The following is a 23,400-nucleotide window of genomic DNA, read 5'->3' on the forward strand; positions in this document are numbered from 1 at the left end:
GGATGTCGGTTCAGCAGCGCAATAACGTCCACATCACGGGCTCGGGCCCGGCAACGATGGTTTTTGCACATGGTTTTGGCTGCGACCAGAACATGTGGCGCCTCATGGAACCGGCGTACAAAGACCGCTTCCGCTGCGTTTTGTTCGACTTGGCAGGCAGTGGCAACTCCGATCTTGGAGCCTACGACGCCGAGAAATACGGTAGCTTGCAAGGGTATGCGGACGACTTGGTGGAGGTCATCAAGGAGTTCTCTTGCGGCCCGGTGATCTTTGTCGGGCACTCCGTCAGCGGCATGATCGGCATGCTCGCCGACCTGAAGTTTCCAGGCCTCATCAGCGCGCACGCCATGATCTGCCCTTCACCGTGCTACATCAACGATGGAAGCTACTTCGGTGGGTTCAGCCGCGCTGACATCGACGGGTTGCTCGAGACGCTGGAGAGCAACTACTTGGGCTGGTCGAGCAGCATGGCGCCGGCCATCATGGGCGCGCCGTTGCAGCCGGAGCTTGGGGTGGAGCTGACCAACAGCTTCTGCCGCACCGATCCCGACATCGCCAAGCACTTCGCCCGCGTGACGTTTCTGTCCGACCACCGCGCGGAGCTTCCCCGGCTGAAGACGCCCACCCTCATCGTGCAGTGCGACGACGACATCATCGCGCCGGTTTCGGCAGGCGAGTACATGCATTCGGTCCTTCCCGACAGCACTCTCACGGTCATCGCGAATCTGGGCCATTGCCCGCATTTGAGCGCACCCAGCGCCAGCACCGACGCCGTAGACGCATTTCTGGCCCGACAGGGTTTTTGATGGACACGGTGCCCGGCGACTCCGAGCACGACGAGCTGTTCCAAGCTGCGCCTTGCGGCCTTCTTCGTACCGACGAGCGGGGCACAGTGACCCGCGTCAACGACCGCTTCGCCGGGTGGGTGGGTTTCACCGCTGAAGAGCTCATAGGCAAGGTACGCCTGCAAGACCTCTTGACCGTCGGTGCGAGGATTTTTCATCAGACGCATTGGACGCCTCTGCTCCAAATGCAGGGCTCCGTCTCCGAGGTCAAGCTGGAAGTGCGGGACCGCGACGGGCACACCATGCCCATGGTGTTGAACGCCATTCGCAGCACTGCGGCCGGTGTCGTGCGACACGACATCGCCGCTTTCGTGGCGCACGACCGGCACAAGTACGAGCGCGAACTGATTGATGCGCGCAAGCGTACCGAAGCCCTGGTGTCCGAGGCGACCAAGCTCAAGGAGTTGGCCAACACACGGGCTGCCGTTGCAGAGCAGATGATGGGCATCGTCAGCCATGACCTGCGCAACCCCTTGGCCCTGATTCTGATGTCCACAGAACTGCTTCGCCGCGGCAATCCTACGGAGAACCAAGTGAAGATCGCGGACCGGGTTGCCCGGGCCGTTGGGCACTCCAACAGGCTGATTGCTGACCTGCTGGACTTCACTGCGGCGCAGTTGGGCAAAGGGATCGCGATCAACAGGCAGGCCTGCAACATTCACGCCGTCATGGCCGTTTGCGTTGACGACCTGGCGCAAGCCTTTCCTAAGCAGCAACTGAGGCACGTGGCTCAGGGCAACGGCGACTGTTCGGCGGATGCGGTCAGGCTGAGCCAACTTGTTGGCAACCTGGTTGCCAACGCTGTGGCGTACGGCAGCGATGTCGAGCCAATCGCTGTTATTTCGGCTGTCGATTCCTCAGGGTTCTCGCTGTCAGTGACGAATTCTGGAGAGCCCATTCCTGAGGACATCCGCGACAGCCTGTTTCAGCCTCTTTCGCGTGGGACCACGGGGGGCGCTGCGCGCAGCATCGGCCTCGGCTTGTTCATCGTGAACGAAATCGCGCGCGCGCATAGCGGCAAGGTAACCGTGCAGTCGGATGTTGCAGGTACCACCTTCACGGCTTACTTCCCTCTCTCTTAGGGCTGGAATTTGCCTGCATGATTGCTGGCAGCGTGTAGCTACAAGCGCGTTGGCTTGACCGACGGCGAAATGTTCAGCTGCGCCCAGAACTTCGTGAGTTTCTGAACAGTCGCATGGAACTGCTGCAGGCCGATGGGCTTGACGACGTAGGCATTGGCCCCGGACTCGTAGCCGCGGTCCATGTCCTGCGGCTCGGCCAATGAGGTCATCATGACGACGGGCACCGCTTTCAGCGTCGCCTCGCTCCTCATGACCCTGAGCACCTCGTATCCATCGACCTTAGGCAGCCGCACATCGAGCAGAACCACAGAAGGATTCCCTTCGTCGCGTCTTTCGTGAAGTCCCTTGCGGCACAGGTAGTCCAGCGCCGCAACCCCGTCTCGGGCCACGACGACTTCGCCCAAAAACTCTGCATGGTCCAAGGCCAAGAGGATGAACTCCAGGTCATTGGGATCGTCTTCCACAACCAGGATCGGCTTGGGCCCGGGTGTGGCGATGGACAAGGACATGGCGCGAGTGTAGCTACGACATCTCGCCATCGCCCGACGGTTGATAGCCAGGAGTGACACTGCGCGAATGCTTGGCAACGAGCCCTCCGGGACGAGTTCGCCGGACGGTTACGACGATGCACAAGCACGTACGACGCTTCGACGGGTCGATTGCTTTGACCGTCCTGGCGCTGTTGTTGCTCCTCAAGGAACAACTGCCTTACGACTTGCGCTACGAGACGGACATCGGCACGAACAAAAAGTCGGTGAAGCACACCGTGGGGCACGTCGATCAGCGCTCTCACGTGTGCGACGTTCCCCGCTCGAACATGACCCTGCGGGAGATCTTGATCGAGTGCGTGATCCCCGCGCTGCCCGAGGGCTGGATGGTCACGATCTTCCCAGGCCGCGTCATCCTGTACAAAGAGCCCACTAGGTACAGGTACGGGCTTGAGGTCATCGCTCGCTGAGCATGGACAGCCTCACGGTTCAGCAGCGCAGCGAGCGCATGGCGCTGGTCCGTGGCAAAGACACCACGCCCGAACTCCAGGTACGTCGGCTGCTGTGGAGCCTTGGATACCGCTACCGACTCCACGGCAAGGACCTGCCAGGGCGTCCCGACATCGTCTTTCGAGGCCGCAGGCGCGTGATCTTCGTGCACGGCTGCATGTGGCATCAGCACGGATGCGGTGCCTACAAGCAGCCGAAGTCCAACGTTGAATTCTGGGCCGCCAAACTTGGCAAGAACGTCGAGCGGGACCAACGGCATCTGCAGGCGCTAGTCGATGCCGGTTGGAACGTCCTCGTCGTCTGGGAATGCGAGCTTCGCCATTTTCAAGATCTTGAGCGGCGCCTCGTAGAGTTCTTGGAACGTTCGCCGGGTGCAGGCGAGATCGCTTCACCCTAGTTTCAACCCCGCCTCTGTAGCTTTTGAGGTCGCAGGTCACCACCCGATGCTTGCCTGGTTTCATTCGGCTCCGGCCGGACTCGTTTCCCTGCTGACCGCGTTCATGGCGGCGTTCGTCGCACTCGCCGTCGTCGTCCTCACGCAATGGATCCTCAATCGAAGGCAGCGAGCGGAACTTCTGGCGAAGAAGCTTGAAGAGATTTACGTCCTTTTGAACCAGGCCGCGAGCGACAACATCCAGCGGTACCAGGCCATCTTCGCCAAGCTTCGAAATGGCGCGGAAACGTCACCAGCAGGATTGGAACCTTCGGCGTACCACCTCGACCTTCACAAAAAGATAGTCATGTACGTGCGCTTGTACTTTCCGCTCCTCGGTCCCGCGCATCAACACATGTTCCGCTGCAACAACCGAATCTCATGGATCGTTCATCGTCTGGCAAGCGGTGAGCAGGTGGAGCAAAAAGACGTTCTTGAAGCCTTCGGTGCCTACGGCGACAGCCTGCGCAACCTGGAACAGGAAATCATCGACAACAAGTCTCTGCTAGTCGGCGATCGCGCGTGGCCACGTCGGTACAAAGTGGCCAACAACCACACACCCGTGCCCGACACGGCCGAGGGCTTGAACCCCTGAACGCGGCGCCGCGTTCGACCTTGCCGGGGTAAAGACGGCCCAGATGGCGACCGACGTGAGGGGTTGGTCCAGCGCGCTCAAGCCACCGTCGGCGGCGCTTGCATCCTTCAAACTGTGGAAGGAATCCGGCCGGTTGTATCGCACACTCGGCGCCTTGTGCCTGCTGCCGAGAGCGCGTGATGCTGGAAAATCTGACGGTCGAACAACTGCGTGGCATCTTGGAAGTGCGCCATGCGCGCGCTCAGGTGCTCGTGGAACGGGCCGTCGAGGGAGGGGCCCGCGCGAGAGCGCGTGTGCTGGAGCATTTTCCCCATGTCTTGCCCCTCGATAGCCCGTTCGGCGCGACCGAAGGTTCTCTGATCGATGTGCCCTCTCTGGAGATCTACTCGGAGATTCGAGGACGGCAGAAGGCGCTCTATGGCGAGGACGACCGCGTCGAGGTAGCCGACTGCTTGGACGCCGCACGCCGGCTCCGCGCACGGTCGGTGGCCGCCATCGTGGAGCGACGCAACCTGATCGCCACGGCCGGCGGATCGGTCAGCATCGGCGGCCGCACCCTGGAACAACGGTACGCGATGGCGGGCAAGGTGTTGTGCCAAAGGGAGGCGTTTCGCACGCAACCGAGCGCAGCCGTTGGCTCCGCCTTCCTTGTCGCCCCCGACATCATCGCAACGGCTCATCACTGCCTCAACGCGGGCAATCTCGGGACACGCTGCGTGGTGTTCGACTTCGAAACGGGCGCCGACAGGATCGCTCCTACGACCTTCCGGACCGATCAGATGTATGGCTTGGGCCAGTACCTCGCGGGAGCGTTCGACGACGACGGGACGGACTGGGCGCTGGTGCGCCTTGATCGATCGGTCAACGATCGTTCGTTCCTCCAACTCGCGAGGAACTCGCGGCCCCCCGACCTCACCCCGCTTTACGTCATCGGGCATCCGTCAGGGCTGCCCAAGAAGATCGCGGGGAACGCGGAAATAAGGGACAACACGCCTCCCACGCATTTCGTGGCCAACCTGGACACGTACGGAGGAAACTCTGGATCTCCCGTCTTCAACGCCCTGACCCACGAGGTCGAAGGCATCCTCGCGCGCGGCGACGCGGACTTTGTTCCGCTTGGAGACTGCTATGCGTCCTTGATCTGCCCTCTCAGTGGTTGCAGCGGGGAAGACTGCGTGCGAATCGCCCCCGTCGCCGAGTTTCTTGCCAGCTAGCCGCTTCGGAATCATCGAAAGGAACCTCATGCACATGGTCACCATCGCGCCCATCGAAGGCGCCACCCGTGAAATCCGTCTCGGCGTCCAGCGCGGCACCGTGACGCTTCGGTCCAGCGACGGCCTGCAGGTCGCCGGCTGGGATGCGGTGACCGGGAGCCTGTTGACGCTGCGACAGGACGAGCCGTTGGCCGTGTCGAAGCTGTTCGATTCGACCATCCTGCTCCAAACGCCAACCGGTGAAAAGGGGCTTTTCAACGTCCATCTTGAACTGCGCGTCGACGAGCCCGAACGCTTGGACATCGGCGTGCTGGTCGCCCACGTGCACCTCGACTGCGATGCGGACCGCGACGGCGCCGTAGGGCTGAACGAAGAAGGAAAAGCCAATTGGATTTGGGGCGAGAACGGTCGCGGTGCAATGGTGCTGGTGGACAACGACCGCGACGTCACCTCCGAGACGCTGGATGAAAGGGAGCCGATCGTGGTCCGCCCCCTTGGCGTCGACGCACTGCCCCCCGGCGTGAGCCTGAGGCTTTCCACTGCTCCCGAAGCGGCACTGAACATGTCGCTGCTTCGATGGAGAGGCGATACCTACGAGAAGGTGATCGGCCGGCTGCCCGGCGAAGCACCTCAACAACTCGTCACCGCCGCGACCGTACACCCAAGCGGAGAGACCCTCTATCTCGCGGCCCATGCGTACCCGGGCCCCTACTTCGAGGGACTTGTCATCTTCAATCTCGAGTTGGTGCAAGAGGTCGGGGCCGCGGAGCGCGTGATCGCGGCCGATCGTGTCATGCTGCGCGTCGCGCCATGGATCATGACGCCGAACACCCAGCCGGCCGTAAAGATCTACACCACGCGCGTCGCGCACGGCAAGAACAACAACGCCGAGTTCCTGGCCGGATTGAAAGCGGCGGTCGAGGCCGAAAAGCTGACCCTCGAGATCATCGAAGCGGGAGATCATCGAGACGATCGGTGGATCCAAGACGAGATCGAAATCGGCTACTCGCAAACCCATCGCGGGACCATTCCCGTCGTCTTCGACAGCCCCCGCGATCGGGGTTTGGACTCGTACCCGGAAGCCAAGATGCTTGGCGCGGACTTCGGCCATTTCGTGGTCGGCGGTGGCGTGCCCGGCTCTCTCGATTCGTTCGGAAACCTTGAGGTATCCCCGCCGGTCACCGTCGGTGGGAAAAACTATCCACTTGGCAGGGTGATCGTCGGAGGCCGACGAGACAACGATTTGGCGCACGACTCACGTCAGATGATGGCCGAGGTACGGCAGTTCCTTTACTCGCAAAGGGTTCAGTTCCCGTTCGAGCTGTACACGGACTGGCTGGCCGTCGCTCACGTCGACGAGATCGTCTGCTTCGTACCCGACGAAGCGGCCCCGAAAGGGTTTCGCTGCTTGCTTGCAAGCCCGGCAAAAACCAAGGCGGTGCTGCTGGACCTGCACCACGGCGGGCACGGAGACGCCATCCTGTTCGAGGGCAAAACACGCGATGGCGCGGACGCGCAATGCACCGTCACCGAAATGCTCGATGACGCGCCGTTTTGGAAGGCCAACGAGCACTACCAGACCGTGATGGACGAGAACCGCGTCATTCTTGAACGCGAACTTGGTCTTGTCTCGGCGGACTTCGTGCAGATTCCCGTGGCGTTTCGATCGGCGGCGCGTCCGGACGGATCGCTCAGACGGACCTTGGCGTACTTCCCGGATATGGTCAACCACTTGGTGGTGGGTACCACCAGCATCGTGCCAAAACCCTACGGGCCGGTGGTGGACGGCGAATGCGCTTTCGAGAAAGCATTCAAGAGCGCGTTGCCTGGCCGACGCGTGGTGTTCATCGACGACTGGTACTCGTACCACGAGATGTCGGGTGAAGTGCACTGCGGCACCAACGCGTTGCGCCGACCGTTCTCGGCTTCGAAATGGTGGAGCGTCAAACCCGAGGGCGGTTACGACATCAAGGAGTTGAAGTTCTAACGATCCGGACCGCGCGCAATACGGTTCGCCGAATCAGGCTCTCCGATCGTGGTTTGAAAATCGGACGGATCTCGCGGTTGTGGAGCCGAACCCACGTCGCCATGCTTGCGGCTCCCCGGTGCGGCAAGCCTCTTGGGCGTGCGGTGCAACGGGACCCCGCATCGCCAGCTGCTGGCCCTACAGGCTCAAGACAGCACGCCATCCAAGCCAGACGGATTCACGAGCGCGCGGGATGCGGCCCCGCTTAGATGGCCGTGCCTTTGGCGCTGGGCCCGCTCGGTGTTCGCCCGACGGCAACACGCGGGCGTTGAGAGCTGCACCTTGTGCGCCCGTGGCGAACGATCGCCGCATCCCCAATCCTAAGGATGCCGTGTCCGAAGTCGGCTGATACGTTATGGCCACATGGAACAACAAAGGGCATCTATGCATCGACTCGCACGAGCAGGCATCTCGCTGGTTGCTGGCTCTGTTCTCGTCAGCAGCATGCAGGGCTGCGTCACCACATCCGTTCGAAATTTCGCGCCAGACGAACTCAGTGGTCAGGGCAAGGGCACCGTCATGCTCTATCTGCACCACGCAGCAGTGGTTCCGAAAGACGAGCAATACCTTAAAGCCGCAACGCTCCAGGCGTTCCCCAAGCTTAAGGATGCCTTGGACGGTTGCAAGCCCACAGGTGCGAGCATCCAATCGCTGGCGGCGGTGATCGTTCCCGTCGTGGGCAAGTTGCTGTTTGATCTCTACGTGGACAAGCAGGCTCGCGATTTGGAGGCTCTGAAGGAGTCGTCTGAAAAGTCCTACCACGCCCGCGCCGTCCTTCGGGCGGACGGGTTGTCGGCCGCCGTAAGTGGCGGCCACTGCTTCGTCGTCACCCGCACCACAGACGACGATGCCGTTCCACAGTTCGTCGCGGTACTCGCACTGAGCCGGGCGCCAAAGGAGCTTGTCCCTGGCCAAACCGTCGAAGCGTTCACGTTCCGCCCAACGTATGCCGCAGCACGGTCGGCCGTCGCCGTGACGCGGAAGGCCGACAAACCGAAGATCTCGACGTCGTTCGCGGTGTCGGTGCGCGCCATCGGCATCCAGGACAACAAGCTGCCTGCGTTCGCACAGGTTGGCGAAGCGGCCGTCACGGTGCCCGGCATGGTTCTGAGCAATGCCATTCGTCCGGACAACGTGGGCTGTACGAAAGAATGCCCTGCCTCGGACCCCATCCCGTTGGTGCCCGGCACCGGAACGTTGGCGGTCGGCATCGGCGTGACGGAAAAAGGAGAAACTGGAATCGACTTCGACGCCGCGACGAGCGAACTGAGCGCCATCAAAGCAGCGATCGGCCCGATGATCAGCGAAGTCCTCAAAGAAAAGCTCAAGTAGGCCCAAACATGGCACGCGCGAACGCTGCCGGTGCTGCATGGACGGCAGCAAGGGCAAGCATCCTCCGCCTCGCCCAAAGGTATCCCGGCATCACAGGCGTGGACTACGGATACATCTACAAGGGAGGCCAGCGGACCCGGCGCCTCGGCGCGCGGTTTCACGTCAAGCTCAAGCGACCGATCGAGGAAGTCCCGGCCTCGGAGGTGCTTCCCACCTCAGTTGATGGCCTTCCGTGCGACGTGATCCAGGCAAGCTACGACCTGCTGTCGTCGCCCCAAGCCATCTGCAACCCCGTGCAGCTTGGAGTGAGCGTTGGCAACTTGCAGCGCGGCAGCACCGGCACGGTTGGTCTCATCGTGCGCGACATGGTGAGCGGAAAGCCGGTCATCCTCAGCAATTGGCACGTGCTTTGCGGAAACGTTCAGGCTCGCGCTGGAGACGTGCTCGTACAGCCGGGCCCACATCACATCGGCAATGCGGCCCCTCGTCCAGTGGCCCATCTGACACGCTGGCTACCGCTGAGCACGGGCTACGACGCCGCCATCGGAATCTTGGATCCGGCCACCAACGCGACGAACAACTTGTTCGGAACGGCGGTCGCCGTCAAAGGCGCGGCCCCGCCGCGTACCGGGATGTCCCTAATCAAATTCGGCGCTCTGACTCGAGCCACGCATGGCGTGGTCGACGGCGTGAACGGCTCTTACGTACTTGATTACAGCGGGCGCGGAGATGCGGCGCGTCAAATGGACGGGGTGATGATTCGGCGCGACGCCAGATTCCCCGAAGCCGAGATCAGCCTGGAGGGCGATTCAGGAGCAATCTGGGTGGACTCCAAGAACCGGGCGGTGGCACTTCTCTTCGCGGGAGAAGATGGAGTCGGTCCGACCGCGGAATACGCACTCGCGCATTCCATCGATCGCGTCTTCTCTCTACTGCAGCTGCAACCGCTTTGAACGTTCGCTGCGAGACGCCTAGTTTCCCGCTAGCTTTGTTCGCGTGCTGACATCCAAGAACGAGGCCGAGACCAGATGTGAAGGTTTCGAGGCAAGCAGGAAACCGTTTCAGCAGAACGACGAGAAGTACTTACGCAACTGAGCACGGCTGAATGGGCGGGGTCTCGATCAGTGCCCGCAGGGCATCGATCGTCATGTGGCTTCGGTCGACCACCAGTCGTCGTTGTGCTCGAGCATCCTGACGATGGTGGTGCCGCCAAGAACTCTTCAGCAGCTCTGATGCCGCTGCGTTGACGTCCCCAAGTTGCTTGACAGTCCTCGTGCCAAATCCGCAGCGGGCTGCCTGGTTCCACGGCGCGGCACACGTTCGTCTTTTGTCGGACGCGATGCGAGTAAAGCCGGGTACTCATTCAATGCCGCGCCCTCCCCATACGCGACAGCGATGGTGATCCATACGCACCTACCAGAAACTACAGCAACGACGACCATCGTGGAAAACTCGATTCAAAGCCTGCTAAATTCAACACACAGAACGTAATGATTCCTATTTATTCAGGAGAATTTTATGCGTGTGATGTTGGGCTTCGCCATCCTCTTTTCTTCGCTTGCTTCGACGGCGCAAGCCAAGGACTTCCAGGTTCAGAACCGCGAGCAAACAAAGGACGGGCAGACGTTCACGTACCGCAGCGTGGACGCATCGGCGGTCGGCTTGAAAGGAAGAGTCGAACTCAAACTGATCAACATGCCAGACGGCAAGTATTTGTACGACACCCGCATGCAGAGCGATCCCGCGAAAGAACTGAATCGGAGTATCTGCGCCTCCGCCGGACGCTTTCCACCCGCGACGGAAGGCATCGTGATCGTTGGTGGCGACATGACCATTCCACTGTTTTGCGGTGGACCGGATCATTCCACGAAGGCTCCGCAAGTGGACTCCCGTGTGACGCCCAACGTTACCCCGCAAAGTCTTCCGGGTGATCAATGGGACTATCGTCCCGTGCTGGATTTGTTCTACGGTGCTTCGGCACCGGCGGGCTCTTGGAATTACGTGGAAGCAGCTGCGGGCGTGGACTTTTCCACGCCATCCGGTGGCACGTTGACCGTTCAGTTCTCTGCTGCGATTCCAGGTTGCTGGGGATGGAGTTCCGCAACGGGCAGCATCGGTCGTCCCACCGCATCGGCCTATACCTCCGCCCTCTGCTACATGAACCCTGGTCTGGCCAACACCGGTGGCCGCGGCGTCAACGCGTCGGCCACGTCCGAACACCAGACGACATCGAGGTTCGGGGTGATCTACATCTATTGAAGACCACGCGAGTAAGAAAGCCGGTGAGGTCGCTATCCACTAGCGGCCTTACCTCTCGCATCGGTGCGACCACTCGCGGCCAACCGCCTAGCACAACCGCCGCCGTCCCCCAGGATGCGGCGCTCCTCTTCAGAAATCTTATGAAGAGCTGTTGGTCGTTCAACGCCCTCCGACAAAGCACGAAAACTCCCTTGGTCAAAAGTGTTTCCCATCTACGCACTCTTGAGTAAATGTGCCCGACCATGATGGCATTGCGGTCGCGAATTCGACGCTACATTCGCCCCGCCCAATTCGGGCGATCCGACATGAGGAGGAATGGTGAGCAGTTGGGCCTGGGATCTTGTTCAATCGGTCGAGCGCGCAACCGACACCCAAGCGCTGTTCGACGTCATCGACGCCTCTGCGAAGACACTTGGCTTCGAGCACTGTGCCGTCGGCATGCGACTCGCGGCGCCGGTGAGCCGGCCGCGGACGTTCATGATGAGCAGCCAGCCTCGGGCTTGGCGAACGCGGTACGTGTCCGCCGGCTACCTCGGCTCGGATCCGACGGTTCGCAACGGCGCACTGAGCGAGGCCCCGCAGATCTGGAGCGACGAGGTCTTTCGCGATGCTCCGGAGTTGTGGAGCGAAGCCCAATCGGCTGGCCTGCGCCATGGATGGGCCCAGTCAAGCCTGGACGCTGTCGGCCTGGGCACCATGATCACGGTCTCTCGCTCTTCGGAGCCGATCACGGCGTCCGAGATCAAGGAAAAACTGCTGCGCATCCAGCAACTTGGGCACATGGCCCACCTGGCGTTCCAGCAGCGCTTGGGAAGCCGCTCGGAGCAAATCGTCGAACTCACCGGCCGCGAGAAAGACGTGCTGCGTTGGGCCGCTGATGGGGCCACGTCAGCTCAAACGGCCGCGGCACTTCGCGTCAAAGCCGACACTGTGAATTTTCACGTCAAGAACGCCACCGCCAAGCTCGGCACTTCAGGCAAGACCGCAACCGTCGCAAGGGCCCTGCTCATGCGGCTCTTGGACTGATCGCGGCGGGAAAGCTCAGTCGACCGGCCTTCCCCGCTTCGTCCACCTGTTGTTTCTGGTAGTTTTCTCGGATCCGGCACGGAATTGCAATGTTGCCTTTGGTTGCATTGATAAGGCACTTGGTGACACGGCTAACGTTTCTGCACGGTACCGCCGAACGTTTGTTGCGCTCCGATCTGGATCGCATTGGCCGGTACCGACATCGCGTGTTCGTTGACGGGCTCGGTTGGCAGCTTGAAAGCCACGGAGGCATCGAGCGAGACCAGTTCGATCGCCTCGATACGTGGCACGTCGCGGCCATCGCCCCGCAGACGGATCGCCTCGTCGGCGTGGCTCGTCTGCTGCCGACCCACCGTCCCTACCTTCTCGCGGACGTGTTCCCCCAGCTCGTGTCCAGCATCCCTCGCGACCGCGGCATCTGGGAACTGTCGCGCTTCGCCGCAGCCGATGACGTCGGCGCCGCGCCGCGCTCGCAGATCGCATCGCCCATCGCCGTGCAGCTGATGCGCCAGGTGCTGGCCATCGCCGAGGCCAACCAGGTCCATCGGCTGATCACCGTCTCGCCGGTTGGCATGCTTCGCTTGCTTAAGACATCGGGGTTCGCCGCAGAGCGAGCCGGCCGTAGCACGGTCGTGGACGGTGCGAGGCTCGAGGCGCTGTGGATCGACGTCCCGCCAATCATTCGCGCGTCATCTCCGCCGACGTTTCCCTCACAACCGCTCTCGCACGCGCAGCGCCCCCTTCATGGCGTGGGCTGCTAACCTCTTCAATCCACAACGCCATTGCCGCTCTTCTGGACGCCCTCTTCTCACTGCGACGACGACACCTTGCGCGCGCGTCTGGAAGCCGCCACGGCTGAACTGGAGTTCGAGATCTATGGCCTTGTGACATGGCTCCCTTTGTCTGCGAACCAGCCCACCGCCCACTTGCTGACCAATGCTGACGAACGGTGGAAATCCGTGATCATGAACCGCGACCTTGGCCAAGCTCGCGCCATCGTGGACTGGTGCAAAACCCACCACGAACCGATTGCCTGGAACGCCGAAGCCATGCCATCACTTGATGCTTTGGAGGGGCCAGCGAACGACGGCAGGATGGGCCGCCGCCATCGCTGGTCGCAAGGGGTCCGAGACAGTTTGGGCGTGGACGGAATCCTCACGCTTTCGCGCTCGCATCCGATCGGCGTAGAGGAAGCACAGCGCAAGCGCTTCATGTTCCGAATGCTGGCCACGAAGGCGCACCAACGATGGCTGGGCCACGTCCGCGCTCGTACGATCGCCGAGCTGCCGGATCAGCTGTCCCCGCGCGAGATTGAAGTGCTGCGTTGGTTCGCGGACGGGAAGATCGCCGAGGACGTGGCCACGCTGCTGGGCATCAAGCTGACGACCGTTCGCTTCCACGCCACGAACGCGGCACGAAAGCTAGGTGCCGAGAACACGACGTCGGCTGCGTATCGGGCGCTTGTGTTGGGCTTGCTTCACAGGCCCATCGACTGAGTGGAACGCGTGGTGCGCGGATCTCCACATTCAGCCACAACTCGCTCTCACTCGGTACTGCGCCAGATCCAACTGTCGATGTTGGTAGTTCACAGGGCGAGCAGCTCGCTTTGCAATGGGCGAGTCGACCTCAGCCCGTGCTCCTCGTCCTCAATCAAACCGAATCTTCCATGAGGCTACCAACTCAACAACCCTCCATGCTCAAAAAACTTCTTCCGCTCGCCTTCCTGTCTGTCTGCGGTGCTGCGCCTGCAGCGCCCGTCGTCGACCAGCTGTCTCCGCTTGTCCACGTCGGTTCTCAGGTCATCTACTATCTCAACCAGACCGCGCCAGTCACGTATGCCCAAAGTTTTCGACCGAGCCACAGCACTGTAAGCGGCGCGGGGGTGGCACTCCCCAACATGTCGGGCATCCCCGAGGTCATCATCAGCCTCTACGACCGACTCCCCACGAACGGGGGCAGCGCACTGGCATCCGGTACGGCATCTTGGCCAGCCCAGGGCGAATACTTCTTCGATGCATTCTGGCATCCGGTCGCTGTCACCCCTCTCCACACCTACTATCTGCTGATCACTTCAACCGCATCGTTCTGGGGATCCGCTGACGGATACAGCGATGGCGCCTACGAGGGCACGTCTTTGGACGGGTTCACGCAGCCTCCAGGGACCGATTTTGTGTTTAGTACGTTCGCGGACGACGGTGTTGTGGCCGAGGTTTCGGAGCCGGGGTCGTTGGCGTTGTTGGGGCTTGGGTTGCTCGGGATTCTCGCTCGGCGGGGCGTCAGGTATCGTCTGCACGTGTGAGCTGGATCACGATCTATCAAAAGTCGGGACGGCAGCTGAATGTGGCTTCTTCCGGCCACGAGCTGTCGTTCAGTTTGAAGAGGCGACCGTCAGCTCTGCATCGCAAAGCTGACTTAGCGCCCAGTCAGCCCTGGTTACCGGCACGTGCGCGTTCAATTGCTTCCGCCAGCGCCTGCGGCTCGATCGGCTTGACCAGGTGCACGTCGAAACCAGCCGCGCGGGTACGCGCGCGATCGGCCGCCTGGCCCCAGCCTGAGAGCGCCAGCACCGTCATGCGCCGGCCCCAGTCGTGCTCGCGCAGTGCGCGGCACAGTCCGTAGCCGTCCATGCGCGGCATGCCCAGGTCCAGCACCGCGATGTCCGGCCGCGTGGCCTCGGCTTGCGCGAGGCCCTCCACGCCGTCGTAGGCAGTGGACACCTCGTAGCCCATGCTGCCCAGTACGTCGGACAGCGTGTCGGCGCCGTCGCGGTGGTCGTCCACGATCAACAGGCGACCCGAGCGGCGTCCGTCGTCCGCCGCGCTGGCTTGCGCGTATGCGAACCCGGCGCCGGCCAGCGGCAGCCGCACCACGAACTCGCTGCCCTGGCCCAGGCCGGGGCTGGTGGCCTGGACCGTGCCGTGGTGCAGCGCGGTCAGCTGCTGTACCAGCGACAAGCCGATGCCCAGCCCACCGTGCCCGCGCTCGGACGGCGTGCCGCCCTGGTAGAACAGCTCGAACACACGCTGGAGCTGGTCGGCGGCGATGCCGACGCCCTGGTCACGCACGCGCACCACGGCCTGTCCGGCCTCGCCACGCAGCGCCAGTTTGATCGGCCTTCCTCGGGCCGAGTAGCGCGCTGCGTTCGTCAGCAGGTTGGCGAACACCTGTACCAGCCGCACCTCGTCGCCCAGCATGCGCATCGGCGTGTCGGCCAGGTCCAGCGTCAGCGCATGCGCATCGGCTTGCAGCACGGCATGGGTGCTCTCGGAGGCCGCGCGCAGAACGTCCTGCAGGACCAGCGGCGCCAGGCTCAGCTCCAGCTTGCCGCGCGTGATGCGGCTCACGTCCATCAGATCGTCGATCATGCGCGCCAGATGCGTAACCTGCCGGCCGATGACGCCGGCATGGCGCAGCAGCCTGGCCTCGTCCTGGCCACCGCGGCGAATCAGCTCTGCCGCGCTGCGGATTGGTGCCAGCGGGTTGCGCAGCTCGTGCGCCAGGGTCGCCAGGAACTCGTCCTTGCGCCGGTCTGCCTCCAGCAGCGCGGCCTCGGCGCGCTTTCGGGCGGTGATGTCGCGCCGCGTGCCCCAGGCGCGCACCAGGCGGCCGGCCTCGACCACGCCCAGGAAGCTGGAGGCAAACCACAGCGGCTGCCCGTCGCCTCCCGGTGACGACCATTCTCCTTCGCCGCCGCGGTAGCCGGCCGCGATCAATTTGTCCAGGTACCGGTGTACCCGGGGGTCCACCGCGTCCAGCATCCAGCCCAGGCCAAGACCCACCGCAGCGTCGGCATCCGCCAGGCCATACATGCGCGCCAGCACCGCATTGCATTCAGCCAGTCGGCCGTTGGCGAACAGCGCCGCGATCTGCTCCGCGGGCGGCAGCTGCAGCTCCACCGGCGGCTGGAACTCCATGCGCCAGATGCCCTCGCTGGTGCTGGCCAGGAAACCACGGTAGCGCTCTTCGCTCTCGCGCAAGAGGCGCTCCTGCTCCATGCGGTGGCTGACGTCCTGAAAGAGGATGGCCACCTGCAGGTCGTGCGCCTCACCGATGGGCGAGGCAAGCACGTCGAACCAGCGCCCCATCGCGGTCGACCCGTGCGTGAAGCGCACCGGCTCGCGCGTGATGCCCACCTTGCCGTAGGTCTGGAACCAGAACTCCTCCAGTTCGGGCACCAGTTCGCGTGCCGTGCGCCCGACCGGCCGGACCAGTCCGGTCTGCCGCTCGAACACGGCGTTGCATTCCATGAAGCGGTAGTCGGCGGGGCGGCCCTGCGCGTCCAGCAGGATCTGGACGACACAGAAACCCTGGTCGATCGACGCCAGCAGCCGGCTGTAGCGTTGGCTGGAGCGGCGCAGTGCCAACTCGACCTCGCGCCGTTCGTGGATGTCGGTGACCGCGCCAGCGAAGCCCAGGAATTCGCCCTCCGGGCCCAGACGGGGCTGGCCCGCATCCATGACCCAGCTGTAGCTGCCATCGGGACGGCGCACGCGGTGTTCCAGTGCGAAGGTGCACTGCTGCTCGGTGGCCCTGGCGAATGCTTCCTGGGCCGCGAGACGGTCTTCCGGGTGCACCGTCTCCAACCAGCCAAAGCCAAGGCCGGCGGCTTCGGGCATGCCGGTGAACTGGCTCCAGCCGCGCGATAGGAAGCTGCACACCCCGTCGGCTTCCGTGACCCAGAGCATGGCCGGTGCGGAGTCCGCGAAGTCGCGCAGCAGCTGCTGCGCGGTGATGGCAGACGTGATGTCCAGTGTGATGCCGTCGAACTGCGTGGCCACACCCGCGTCCGAGAACACCGCGCGCCCGACCGCGTGGATCCATTTCTGCTGGCCCTGCGGACCGACCGTTCGGTACACCTCATCGAAGGGCCGGCGGTCCTGCACTGCGCGCTCCACCGAATGGCGCACGCGTTCGCGGTCGTCGGGATGCAGCCGCTCGAAGAACAGCTCGACCGTCGGGCGCGCGTCCTGGGACAGGTGGAAGTGGGACTTGGTGTTGTCGTTCCAGACCAGATCGCCGAGCGGCAGCGGATTCAGCCAGACGCCTACACCTGCTGTCCGAACTGCGGCATCAAGACGATCCGAAGAACTGGCCGAAGGGGGCGATTGATCCATTGGCAAGCTCCAATCTTGCGGCGCGCCGGCACTTGGCGGCGTTGTCAAGGCGCACGCTGACGACAGCCGTGCGGCGGTCGAGGTAGGCCGCTGTTCCGAGGGATAGCTGTGGAGGGGCCGGATGCCTCACAGCTGCGATGTAAGCAGCGATGCCAGTTTCTCCATGGCTCGCTCGCGCAAAGGTCTGTCGCGCCAATCCTGGAAAGTTACTGGTTTGGTGGCTTTGAGATCGGTTTCAAACTGCTGTGTCTGCTCCGCGGCGAACTGGGCGTCGTAGATGTTCAGATTGGCCTCGTCATTGAGCCTGAACGAGCGGTTGTCGAAGTTCGTGGAGCCGACAGAAACCAGCAGTCCATCCACAAGGAAGACCTTGCAGTGGAACATCGTCGGTTGGTACTCGTTGATCTGGGCTCCCGCCTGCAGGAGAGGACCCCAACTCGCCCGCGATGCAGCGCGTACCGTCTGCGCGTCGATGATGGGACCTGGCGTGATGATCCGCACGCGCACTCCGCGCCGAATGGCCTCCACGAGCGCCGCGATGGTCAGCGCGTCCGGCACGAAATACGCGCTCGACAAGTCGATGGTCCGGGTCGCCGCGGCAATCGAAAGCAGGTACATCAGGTGCATGCTCTCGCTTCCTCCGGAAGGTGAACTGCTAAAGACTTGCGCGCGGCCTTCTCCCACTGCGGAGAGGGCTGGAAAGTAGATCTGGCCGTGCAGCACCTCGCCTGATGCCTTGATCCAGTTGTCCATGAACACTGCCTGCATTTGGGCAACGACAGGGCCTTCCACGCGGAAGTGCGAATCGCGCCAGTGTTTCGCGTCCTGCGCATCGCCTGTCCACTCGGGCGCAATGCCGACGCCACCGGTAAAGCCGACGCGCCCGTCCACGATCAGCAGCTTTCGGTGGGTGCGGTTGTTCAGCCGTGCCAAGTCGTACCAGACCGGTTTGTGGAACTTGCGGATCTGCACGCCTGCAGCTTCCATCTCTTCAAGGAAGCGCTCGTCGATCTTCGCGCTGCCCACCCAATCGAGCAACACATGCACCGGCACGCCAGCTTTGGCCCGCTCGGCCAGCGCGTTCGCGAACGCTCGGCCGATCTCACCGGACCAATAGATGTACGTCTCGAACGTGATGCTTTGGCGCGCTGAGCGAATGGCCGCGAGCATGGGCGGGAAGATCTGATCGCCGTTGTGGAAGGCGGCAAACCGATTGCCCTGCAGGATCGGAGGCCCAAGAAGGACACCGAGTGCTCGCTGGTACTGCGGATCGTCCAGTGCGTACTGCCGAGCAACCTTCTCCTCCAACTTCCGTTCACCGCTAGTGAAGTTGAGGACAACCAGAGTTGCTGCGACGGTCAGGATCACGGTGAACGCGATCAAGATGGCTGGACGCCACGTCACTTTCATAGAAAAGCCTCAGCATCGTTGTTTTTCAGTCGAAAGGTTGCACCTCTCGAGGGGGTGTCAAGGTCAATCAGCGTACCGCGCCCAGACTTGGACCATGGGCCTCGCTTCGAGCCAGTGGCTTCCAGGCCCGCAGGCCGCGATGGCTTCAGCGAGGCGGGCTTTGAGGAGCCATCGATTCATCTGCGAAGCTTCCATCCATCCGCAGACGAAGCGCCGACCCTCGATTTGCAAAGCTAGTGCTTTGCCTGCAATTCGAATTTGCTCCATACGCTTGCCTGAAGAAGTACGACGATCCGTCTTGCTGGCCAGTTGGCGCCTTTCACCCGCTACGGGGCCTAGCTCTGTCTGCCGCGCTCATCAACGGTCGTTGGCCAGAACGACGTTCTCACAGCGTCGGCACGGCGCCTACTATTTCTGCTTCTGAAGCGCGTTGAACATCGCGCTGCCGATGAGTCCGTGGATCTGGGTCGTGGGGTGCATGACATCCCAAAAGAGAAAAGGCGGCAGGAACGCCGAAAAATTGATGTTCATGCAGGTCGCCGGATTGCGAAACAGGCAGTCCACAGCGCCCGTGCCCGGCGCGAGATATTCCAACGCAGGAAGGTCTGTGGAGACTTGACCTGCGGCAGCCAATGCCGCGCCAAGTGCAAACACGTCCAAGCTGACGATGCGCGCACCGGGAAGTTCCTGAGACAAGCTCGCCAAGGTAGCGCTCAACAGTGCGTTATGACCCTGGCTGAGTTGTGTGAAAGCTGCGCTAGCACCTTGTGCCTGAGCGAAGGGCGTGATCCCCATGTCAGCAAGGTTGGGAACCAGGAAGGATCGCGCTCCCATGGCGTAAAGCTGACGCACGGACGCGGCAACGTTGCCAACCACGTTGGACGGCGTGCTGGTCATGCCCTGCAAGTAGTCATTTGATCCGCTCCAGACGACGTACAAGGCGGCGCCAGGCGCCCTCTTGCCCATCAAAAGGGTGTTGAACAGTTGGACTTGGCCCAGCAGACCAGGAACCGTGAAGCCGAGGGGTGACAGCGAACTGATGCCGGAGGTGGAGCCTCCAAAAGCGAAGCTCACGCCAGCCTTCGACACACGCGCGGTCAGGGTCAGCGACGGGGCCAGTTCGGACCCGTTCTTGCGGCTCATCAGGTCCCAAAGGTATTCGGCGGCAACAGGGCCATTCGTGAACCGCCCCTGCCAGTAGGTGGCATGGGGCGAAATCGAAGGCGGCAGCGCCGGGACCATCTGCTGCGCTGTGGTCGCGACGAACGCGTTGCCCGTGTCTGACAAGCTGTCGCCGAACACGTACATCTCTTGGTAATTGGAACGGCCGGCCCACGAAAACTGGGTGAGACCAAAGCCGATGACAAGCGCCATCCCGCGCCATAGCGCCCTTAAACGAACGTTCATGATTTCCCCTGTATGCGAGGCGTGGACTTTAAATGCCTGTCATCCGTCTTCCTTGGAAATATCTTTGCTTACAAAAGAAAGAGGTCAGGTCTGACATTTCACGCTCCCAATCATGCATCTGCAGTTCGAATGAAGAGAAAGAACACGAATCATTGCTGTTAATAAATTGTGTGACTCATTAACCATCGAGAGAGGTTTCAACTAGTGGCGCGCCCCCAACGCCAAGAGAGAGTCTGTTGTTTTTAGATAACAAAGGCCACAAGGGTTAGCAACAAAATCGCACAGATCGCGCCCATCATCCGTGCGCAAAATGCGTAGCTCTGGTTCGTCGTGCTCTATGATTCTGCCTAAGAATCAACAAATTCCGGGCAACGCCTCTCGTTTGACAGAGCCTCTATGTGCATGCGTGACGTCTGTCATGTGCATTGAGGCCCCTCGTGTTCATGTCTCTTTCCTCACTGCGATCGACTCGGATCGCGGGTTTCACACTAGTTGAAATTCTGGTCGTCTTGGGTTTGATTGGAGTCCTTATCTCCATTGCAGTGCCCGTCTATAAATGGAATCAGGAGCGGCAGAAGGTCAATGCGGCCATCTTGGATATTTCTGTGGTTGCGCTCGCACTCAAAGGCATCGAACTTGATAATCGGGAATTTCCTGCCGAATTGCCGGAAGATCTGCGGAAGCTAGACCCCTGGGGCAATCCCTACCAATATCTTCGCATGCAAGGCGCATCGAATGGCGCAAAACGCAAGGACAAATCACTTGTTCCCATCAATACAGATTTCGATCTTTACAGCATGGGACCAGATGGTAGAAGCGTAGGGCCGTTGACGGCGAAACAAAGTCGCGACGACATCGTCCGTGCTGCCAACGGGCGGTTCATTGGAATCGGCGCGGACTTCTAGAGCATGCACCTGCCCAGGGTGTTCCTGTCCACAGGCCTGTCCAGAAAGCTGTTCTGGGGGATCTTGCTCCTGACGTCTGTGGCGTTCGTCGCGGCAGGACTGAGTTTTCAGCACATCGCCATGCGCTATCAGGAGCAGGCAGCAAGCAAACTCGTGGCGACTGCGAGTCGGGCCTTCGAGCGAGGCGTCCTTGAACGGCTGTTTGCCGCCGAACAGGTAGCAAGAGCAGTTGGGATCGTGACGGAAGACGCCGCGACCGCTCCGATCGGCCAGCAGGAGCGGATGTTCCGGCAGATCCGTATCGAGCACGCCGGGCCTAGTCTAGCGAACGCAGTCGCCGGGCGTTTGTCGCGATTTACCCTATCGGCGCGCGCAGACGGTGGTTTGGATGGTGTCCTCAGGGTGCCGTCGGCCGATGGTGAGACCGACATCGTGGCGTTGCTCGCAGACGACTATCTCTGGATGCACGCAGACACGGCCTTGCTGCGGATTTGCATCCGGTCTGACGAACTTGCGCAGCGGTGCCTGGACGGGGCTGCCTTGTCCAGTCGACCTACGGTAGTTCGCACCTTGAACTTTGAGCCGTACCTTCAGGGCCTTCCGTGGGAGGTGACCGCGCAGGGCACCGATGAGGTAGAGCGGTTCGGGCCCCTGAGCGTGGGCCTGGTGTCCATCAGCTTCGTGGCCTTGTTCACGCTCATGGCCGCGGCGGGCGCGTCCGTCTTTCTGCGCCGCGTCACCGAGGCCTTGGCCACCCTGGTGAGCGCCAACCGCGCGGCCCAGGAGGGGCGGCTGGCCGAGCGCATCGATACCACCCGGTGGAAAGACGAGCTGCTCGAACTCGGTGCTTCGTTCAACGCGATGATGCAATCGCTCGAGACCAGCTTCAGCTACCAGCGCGCTCTTCAGAGATTGGATGCAGCCATCGTGTCGCGTGCACCGATGACTGACTTGATTGCGTTGGTGCATGCTTACGCAGCCGAACGCGGTGAGGCGCTCGCGCTGCGGGTGTCTATGGACGAGGCGGACCTGACGGGCGTGCCATCGCCCGCTCACGAGGCCGTGTGCGGCAACTGCATTCCACTGATTGACCTGGAAGGCAAAAGATATGGCGTGCGGATTGCCGCGCCGACCGTGCAGTCCGAACAGGCGAGCCAACTGCGAACGGAACTGGAGAACCTGGCACAGCGCCTCGTCATCGCGGCGCAGTCCTACTCCGATCGACGACGCCTGGTCCACCAGGCTGCCACTGACACCCTGACCGGCCTGCACAACCGTTTCGGCTTCATCGATTCACTCGAGCATGCCGTCAGTTCTGGTGACTGGCCAGTCCTCGACGTGGTCTACCTCGACCTGAACGGCTTCAAGGAAATCAACGATGCCTTCGGCCATTCAGCCGGCGACCAGTTGCTGGTCGACGTGGGCGAGCGCTTCGCAGGTAGCTTATCGAATGCCGAAGCCTTTGCAGCTCGTCTGGGTGGCGATGAGTTTGCCTTTGCGTTGCGCCGCGAGGGTGCTGCTGCTGCGATGGAGCGCTTGCAGGGGGCTTTCGTCGAGCCATTCGCGCTGGGAGACATGAAGCTGCGCATGCACGGGAGTTTCGGGGTGGCGCGTTACCCGGAGGATGCGGATACGGTGGCCGAGTTGCTGCGCAAGGCCGACCTGGCGATGTACCAAGCCAAGAACGCAGGCGACGCTCTTGCGCACTACACGCCCGAACTGGAAAGCGATGCAGCGGCCCGTCTGGCGCTGGTGGAAGACATGCGCTCGGCTCTGGCACTTGGACAATTGACACTCGTATTCCAGCCTCGGCTGCAGCGCCAACAGCCTGCCGGGCTGTCGGCTGAGGTGTTGCTCCGGTGGAACCATCCTTCCCTGGGCATGGTGTCACCGGCCCGTTTCATTCCTTTGGCCGAAGAACATGGTTTGATCGACGGCATTGGCGACTGGGTGCTCGCCCAAGCCTGCCAGCAGTTCGCCTACTGGCGGGACGCCGGCTATCCCATCGTCCAGCTCTCCGTGAATGTGTCGCCCAAGCAGTTGCTGGCCGACGACTTCTTCGCTCGGACGGCCGGGCTGCTCGAAAAATGGCAATTGCAAGACGGGGCCATCGAGCTAGAGGTGACCGAAGGGGCCTTGGTCAACGATGTCGCGAAGGCTTCCGAGGGAATGCAAAGGCTGCGCACGGCCGGCTGCCACATCGCCATTGATGACTTCGGTGTCGGCTTTTCGGCACTCGGCTACCTACACCGACTCCCCTTCGATACGTTGAAGATCGACAAGATGTTCGTGGATGAAGTTCACACCAAGCCGGCGTCCAAAGCCATTGCGACGGCCATCGTCGCACTCGCCAAGTCGATGGGGAAGAATGTGGTCGCCGAAGGGGTGGAACATCAACAGCAGGTGGACGTGCTGGACGGCTTGGGCGTTGATGAGTACCAGGGTTTCCTTTTCAGCCGCCCGCTGAGCAGAGAGGCTTTCTCGGACATGCTGGCCCTGCACGGCATCGCAGGATAAGCAGGTTTGCTCACCATGCTTATCGAGCGTATTCCTGCCGGTCGTCGCCTGTTCCTCACGTGGACATCGTGGACCGTGACAGACTGCTTGCTGACATTACCTAGATCGCCGAGTCGCGCACTGAATCCAAGTCTCTACCTGAATCGACCCGGGTTCAGTAGACACCTTCGAGCCTCAAACCTGAGGCCCAATAGGAGGTGCCATGACGAACAAGCAACCCTACCCTGAAGAATTCAA

General features: G+C 61.9%; 20 protein-coding genes. 16 read left to right on the top strand and 4 right to left on the bottom strand.

The genetic code is table 11. The features are described from left to right. Positions 1-2: 2 nt before the first annotated feature. Both ASF45_RS17830 and ASF45_RS17835 read left to right on the top strand, forming a co-directional pair. Positions 3-806 (top strand): alpha/beta fold hydrolase, encoded by an 804-nt coding sequence (locus tag ASF45_RS17830; protein WP_056665465.1) that lies wholly within the window; start codon positions 3-5, stop codon positions 804-806. Then, positions 806-1,927: a PAS domain-containing sensor histidine kinase gene (locus ASF45_RS17835; RefSeq protein WP_056665469.1), complete on the top strand. Its 1,122-nt coding sequence runs from the start codon at positions 806-808 to the stop codon at positions 1,925-1,927. The genes ASF45_RS17830 and ASF45_RS17835 overlap by 1 nt, the downstream gene beginning before the upstream one ends. A gap of 38 nt (positions 1,928-1,965) precedes the next feature. Here the strand turns inward: ASF45_RS17835 and ASF45_RS17840 are convergent, their stop codons facing one another. Beyond that, positions 1,966-2,436 (bottom strand): response regulator, encoded by a 471-nt coding sequence (locus ASF45_RS17840; RefSeq protein ID WP_056665473.1) that lies wholly within the window; start codon positions 2,434-2,436, stop codon positions 1,966-1,968. A gap of 116 nt (positions 2,437-2,552) precedes the next feature. Between ASF45_RS17840 and ASF45_RS17845 the strand changes: the two genes are divergently transcribed. From ASF45_RS17845 to ASF45_RS34670, 12 genes are all read left to right on the top strand, one after another. Further along, complete coding sequence (locus ASF45_RS17845; protein ID WP_156473074.1) at positions 2,553-2,885, top strand: hypothetical protein; 333 nt, start codon at positions 2,553-2,555, stop codon at positions 2,883-2,885. Between the two features lie 2 nt (positions 2,886-2,887). After that, positions 2,888-3,322 (top strand): very short patch repair endonuclease, encoded by a 435-nt coding sequence (locus tag ASF45_RS17850; RefSeq protein ID WP_056665479.1) that lies wholly within the window; start codon positions 2,888-2,890, stop codon positions 3,320-3,322. Between the two features lie 46 nt (positions 3,323-3,368). Continuing rightward, positions 3,369-3,953, top strand: a complete 585-nt coding sequence (locus ASF45_RS17855) for a hypothetical protein (protein ID WP_056665482.1) — start codon at positions 3,369-3,371, stop codon at positions 3,951-3,953. A gap of 179 nt (positions 3,954-4,132) precedes the next feature. After that, positions 4,133-5,167, top strand: coding sequence for a serine protease (locus ASF45_RS17860; protein ID WP_056665485.1), 1,035 nt, complete (start codon positions 4,133-4,135; stop codon positions 5,165-5,167). Positions 5,168-5,195: 28 nt separating this feature from the next. Beyond that, positions 5,196-7,154, top strand: a complete 1,959-nt coding sequence (locus tag ASF45_RS17865; protein WP_056665489.1) for a protein-arginine deiminase family protein — start codon at positions 5,196-5,198, stop codon at positions 7,152-7,154. A 423-nt stretch (positions 7,155-7,577) separates the two neighbouring features. After that, a complete protein-coding gene (locus tag ASF45_RS17870; protein ID WP_156473075.1) occupies positions 7,578-8,525 on the top strand; it encodes a hypothetical protein in 948 nt (315 codons plus the stop codon). A gap of 8 nt (positions 8,526-8,533) precedes the next feature. Beyond that, on the top strand, positions 8,534-9,478 hold the full coding sequence (locus ASF45_RS17875) for a hypothetical protein (RefSeq protein ID WP_156473076.1): 945 nt from the start codon (positions 8,534-8,536) through the stop codon (positions 9,476-9,478). Between the two features lie 565 nt (positions 9,479-10,043). Next, positions 10,044-10,784, top strand: a complete 741-nt coding sequence (locus ASF45_RS35440) for a hypothetical protein (RefSeq protein WP_156473077.1) — start codon at positions 10,044-10,046, stop codon at positions 10,782-10,784. A 318-nt stretch (positions 10,785-11,102) separates the two neighbouring features. Continuing rightward, the gene (locus tag ASF45_RS17880; RefSeq protein WP_063887713.1) at positions 11,103-11,810 is read left to right on the top strand and encodes an autoinducer binding domain-containing protein; all 708 of its coding nucleotides are present in this window, start codon (positions 11,103-11,105) and stop codon (positions 11,808-11,810) included. An 89-nt stretch (positions 11,811-11,899) separates the two neighbouring features. Further along, positions 11,900-12,571 carry an acyl-homoserine-lactone synthase gene (locus ASF45_RS17885; RefSeq protein ID WP_063887711.1) on the top strand — a complete coding sequence of 224 codons (672 nt, stop codon included), beginning with the start codon at positions 11,900-11,902 and terminating at the stop codon, positions 12,569-12,571. Between the two features lie 66 nt (positions 12,572-12,637). After that, the gene (locus tag ASF45_RS17890) at positions 12,638-13,306 is read left to right on the top strand and encodes a LuxR family transcriptional regulator (protein WP_162244025.1); all 669 of its coding nucleotides are present in this window, start codon (positions 12,638-12,640) and stop codon (positions 13,304-13,306) included. Positions 13,307-13,503: 197 nt separating this feature from the next. Continuing rightward, the gene (locus ASF45_RS34670; protein WP_235580954.1) at positions 13,504-14,109 is read left to right on the top strand and encodes a PEP-CTERM sorting domain-containing protein; all 606 of its coding nucleotides are present in this window, start codon (positions 13,504-13,506) and stop codon (positions 14,107-14,109) included. Positions 14,110-14,233: 124 nt separating this feature from the next. Here ASF45_RS34670 and ASF45_RS17900 read toward each other — a convergent pair whose 3' ends face one another. The 3 genes from ASF45_RS17900 to ASF45_RS17910 all read right to left on the bottom strand — a co-directional run bounded on the left by ASF45_RS17900 (position 14,234) and on the right by ASF45_RS17910 (position 19,741). Next, positions 14,234-16,924, bottom strand: coding sequence for a PAS domain-containing protein (locus ASF45_RS17900; protein ID WP_056665512.1), 2,691 nt, complete (start codon positions 16,922-16,924; stop codon positions 14,234-14,236). 126 nt (positions 16,925-17,050) lie between these two features. Beyond that, the gene (locus tag ASF45_RS17905; protein ID WP_056665515.1) at positions 17,051-18,334 is read right to left on the bottom strand and encodes a phosphatidylserine/phosphatidylglycerophosphate/cardiolipin synthase family protein; all 1,284 of its coding nucleotides are present in this window, start codon (positions 18,332-18,334) and stop codon (positions 17,051-17,053) included. Between the two features lie 408 nt (positions 18,335-18,742). Next, positions 18,743-19,741, bottom strand: a complete 999-nt coding sequence (locus tag ASF45_RS17910) for an SGNH/GDSL hydrolase family protein (protein ID WP_082551095.1) — start codon at positions 19,739-19,741, stop codon at positions 18,743-18,745. Between the two features lie 443 nt (positions 19,742-20,184). Here ASF45_RS17910 and ASF45_RS34675 point away from each other — a divergent pair, with 443 nt between their 5' ends. Both ASF45_RS34675 and ASF45_RS17915 read left to right on the top strand, forming a co-directional pair. Then, positions 20,185-20,646 carry a prepilin-type N-terminal cleavage/methylation domain-containing protein gene (locus tag ASF45_RS34675; protein WP_082551097.1) on the top strand — a complete coding sequence of 154 codons (462 nt, stop codon included), beginning with the start codon at positions 20,185-20,187 and terminating at the stop codon, positions 20,644-20,646. Between the two features lie 3 nt (positions 20,647-20,649). After that, entirely contained in the window at positions 20,650-23,163 is a 2,514-nt protein-coding gene (locus ASF45_RS17915) for a bifunctional diguanylate cyclase/phosphodiesterase (protein ID WP_056665522.1), read from the top strand. Positions 23,164-23,400 lie beyond the last annotated feature (237 nt).

The organism is Pseudorhodoferax sp. Leaf265, assembly GCF_001422365.1.
Taxonomy (GTDB): Bacteria; Pseudomonadota; Gammaproteobacteria; order Burkholderiales; family Burkholderiaceae_C; genus Pseudorhodoferax.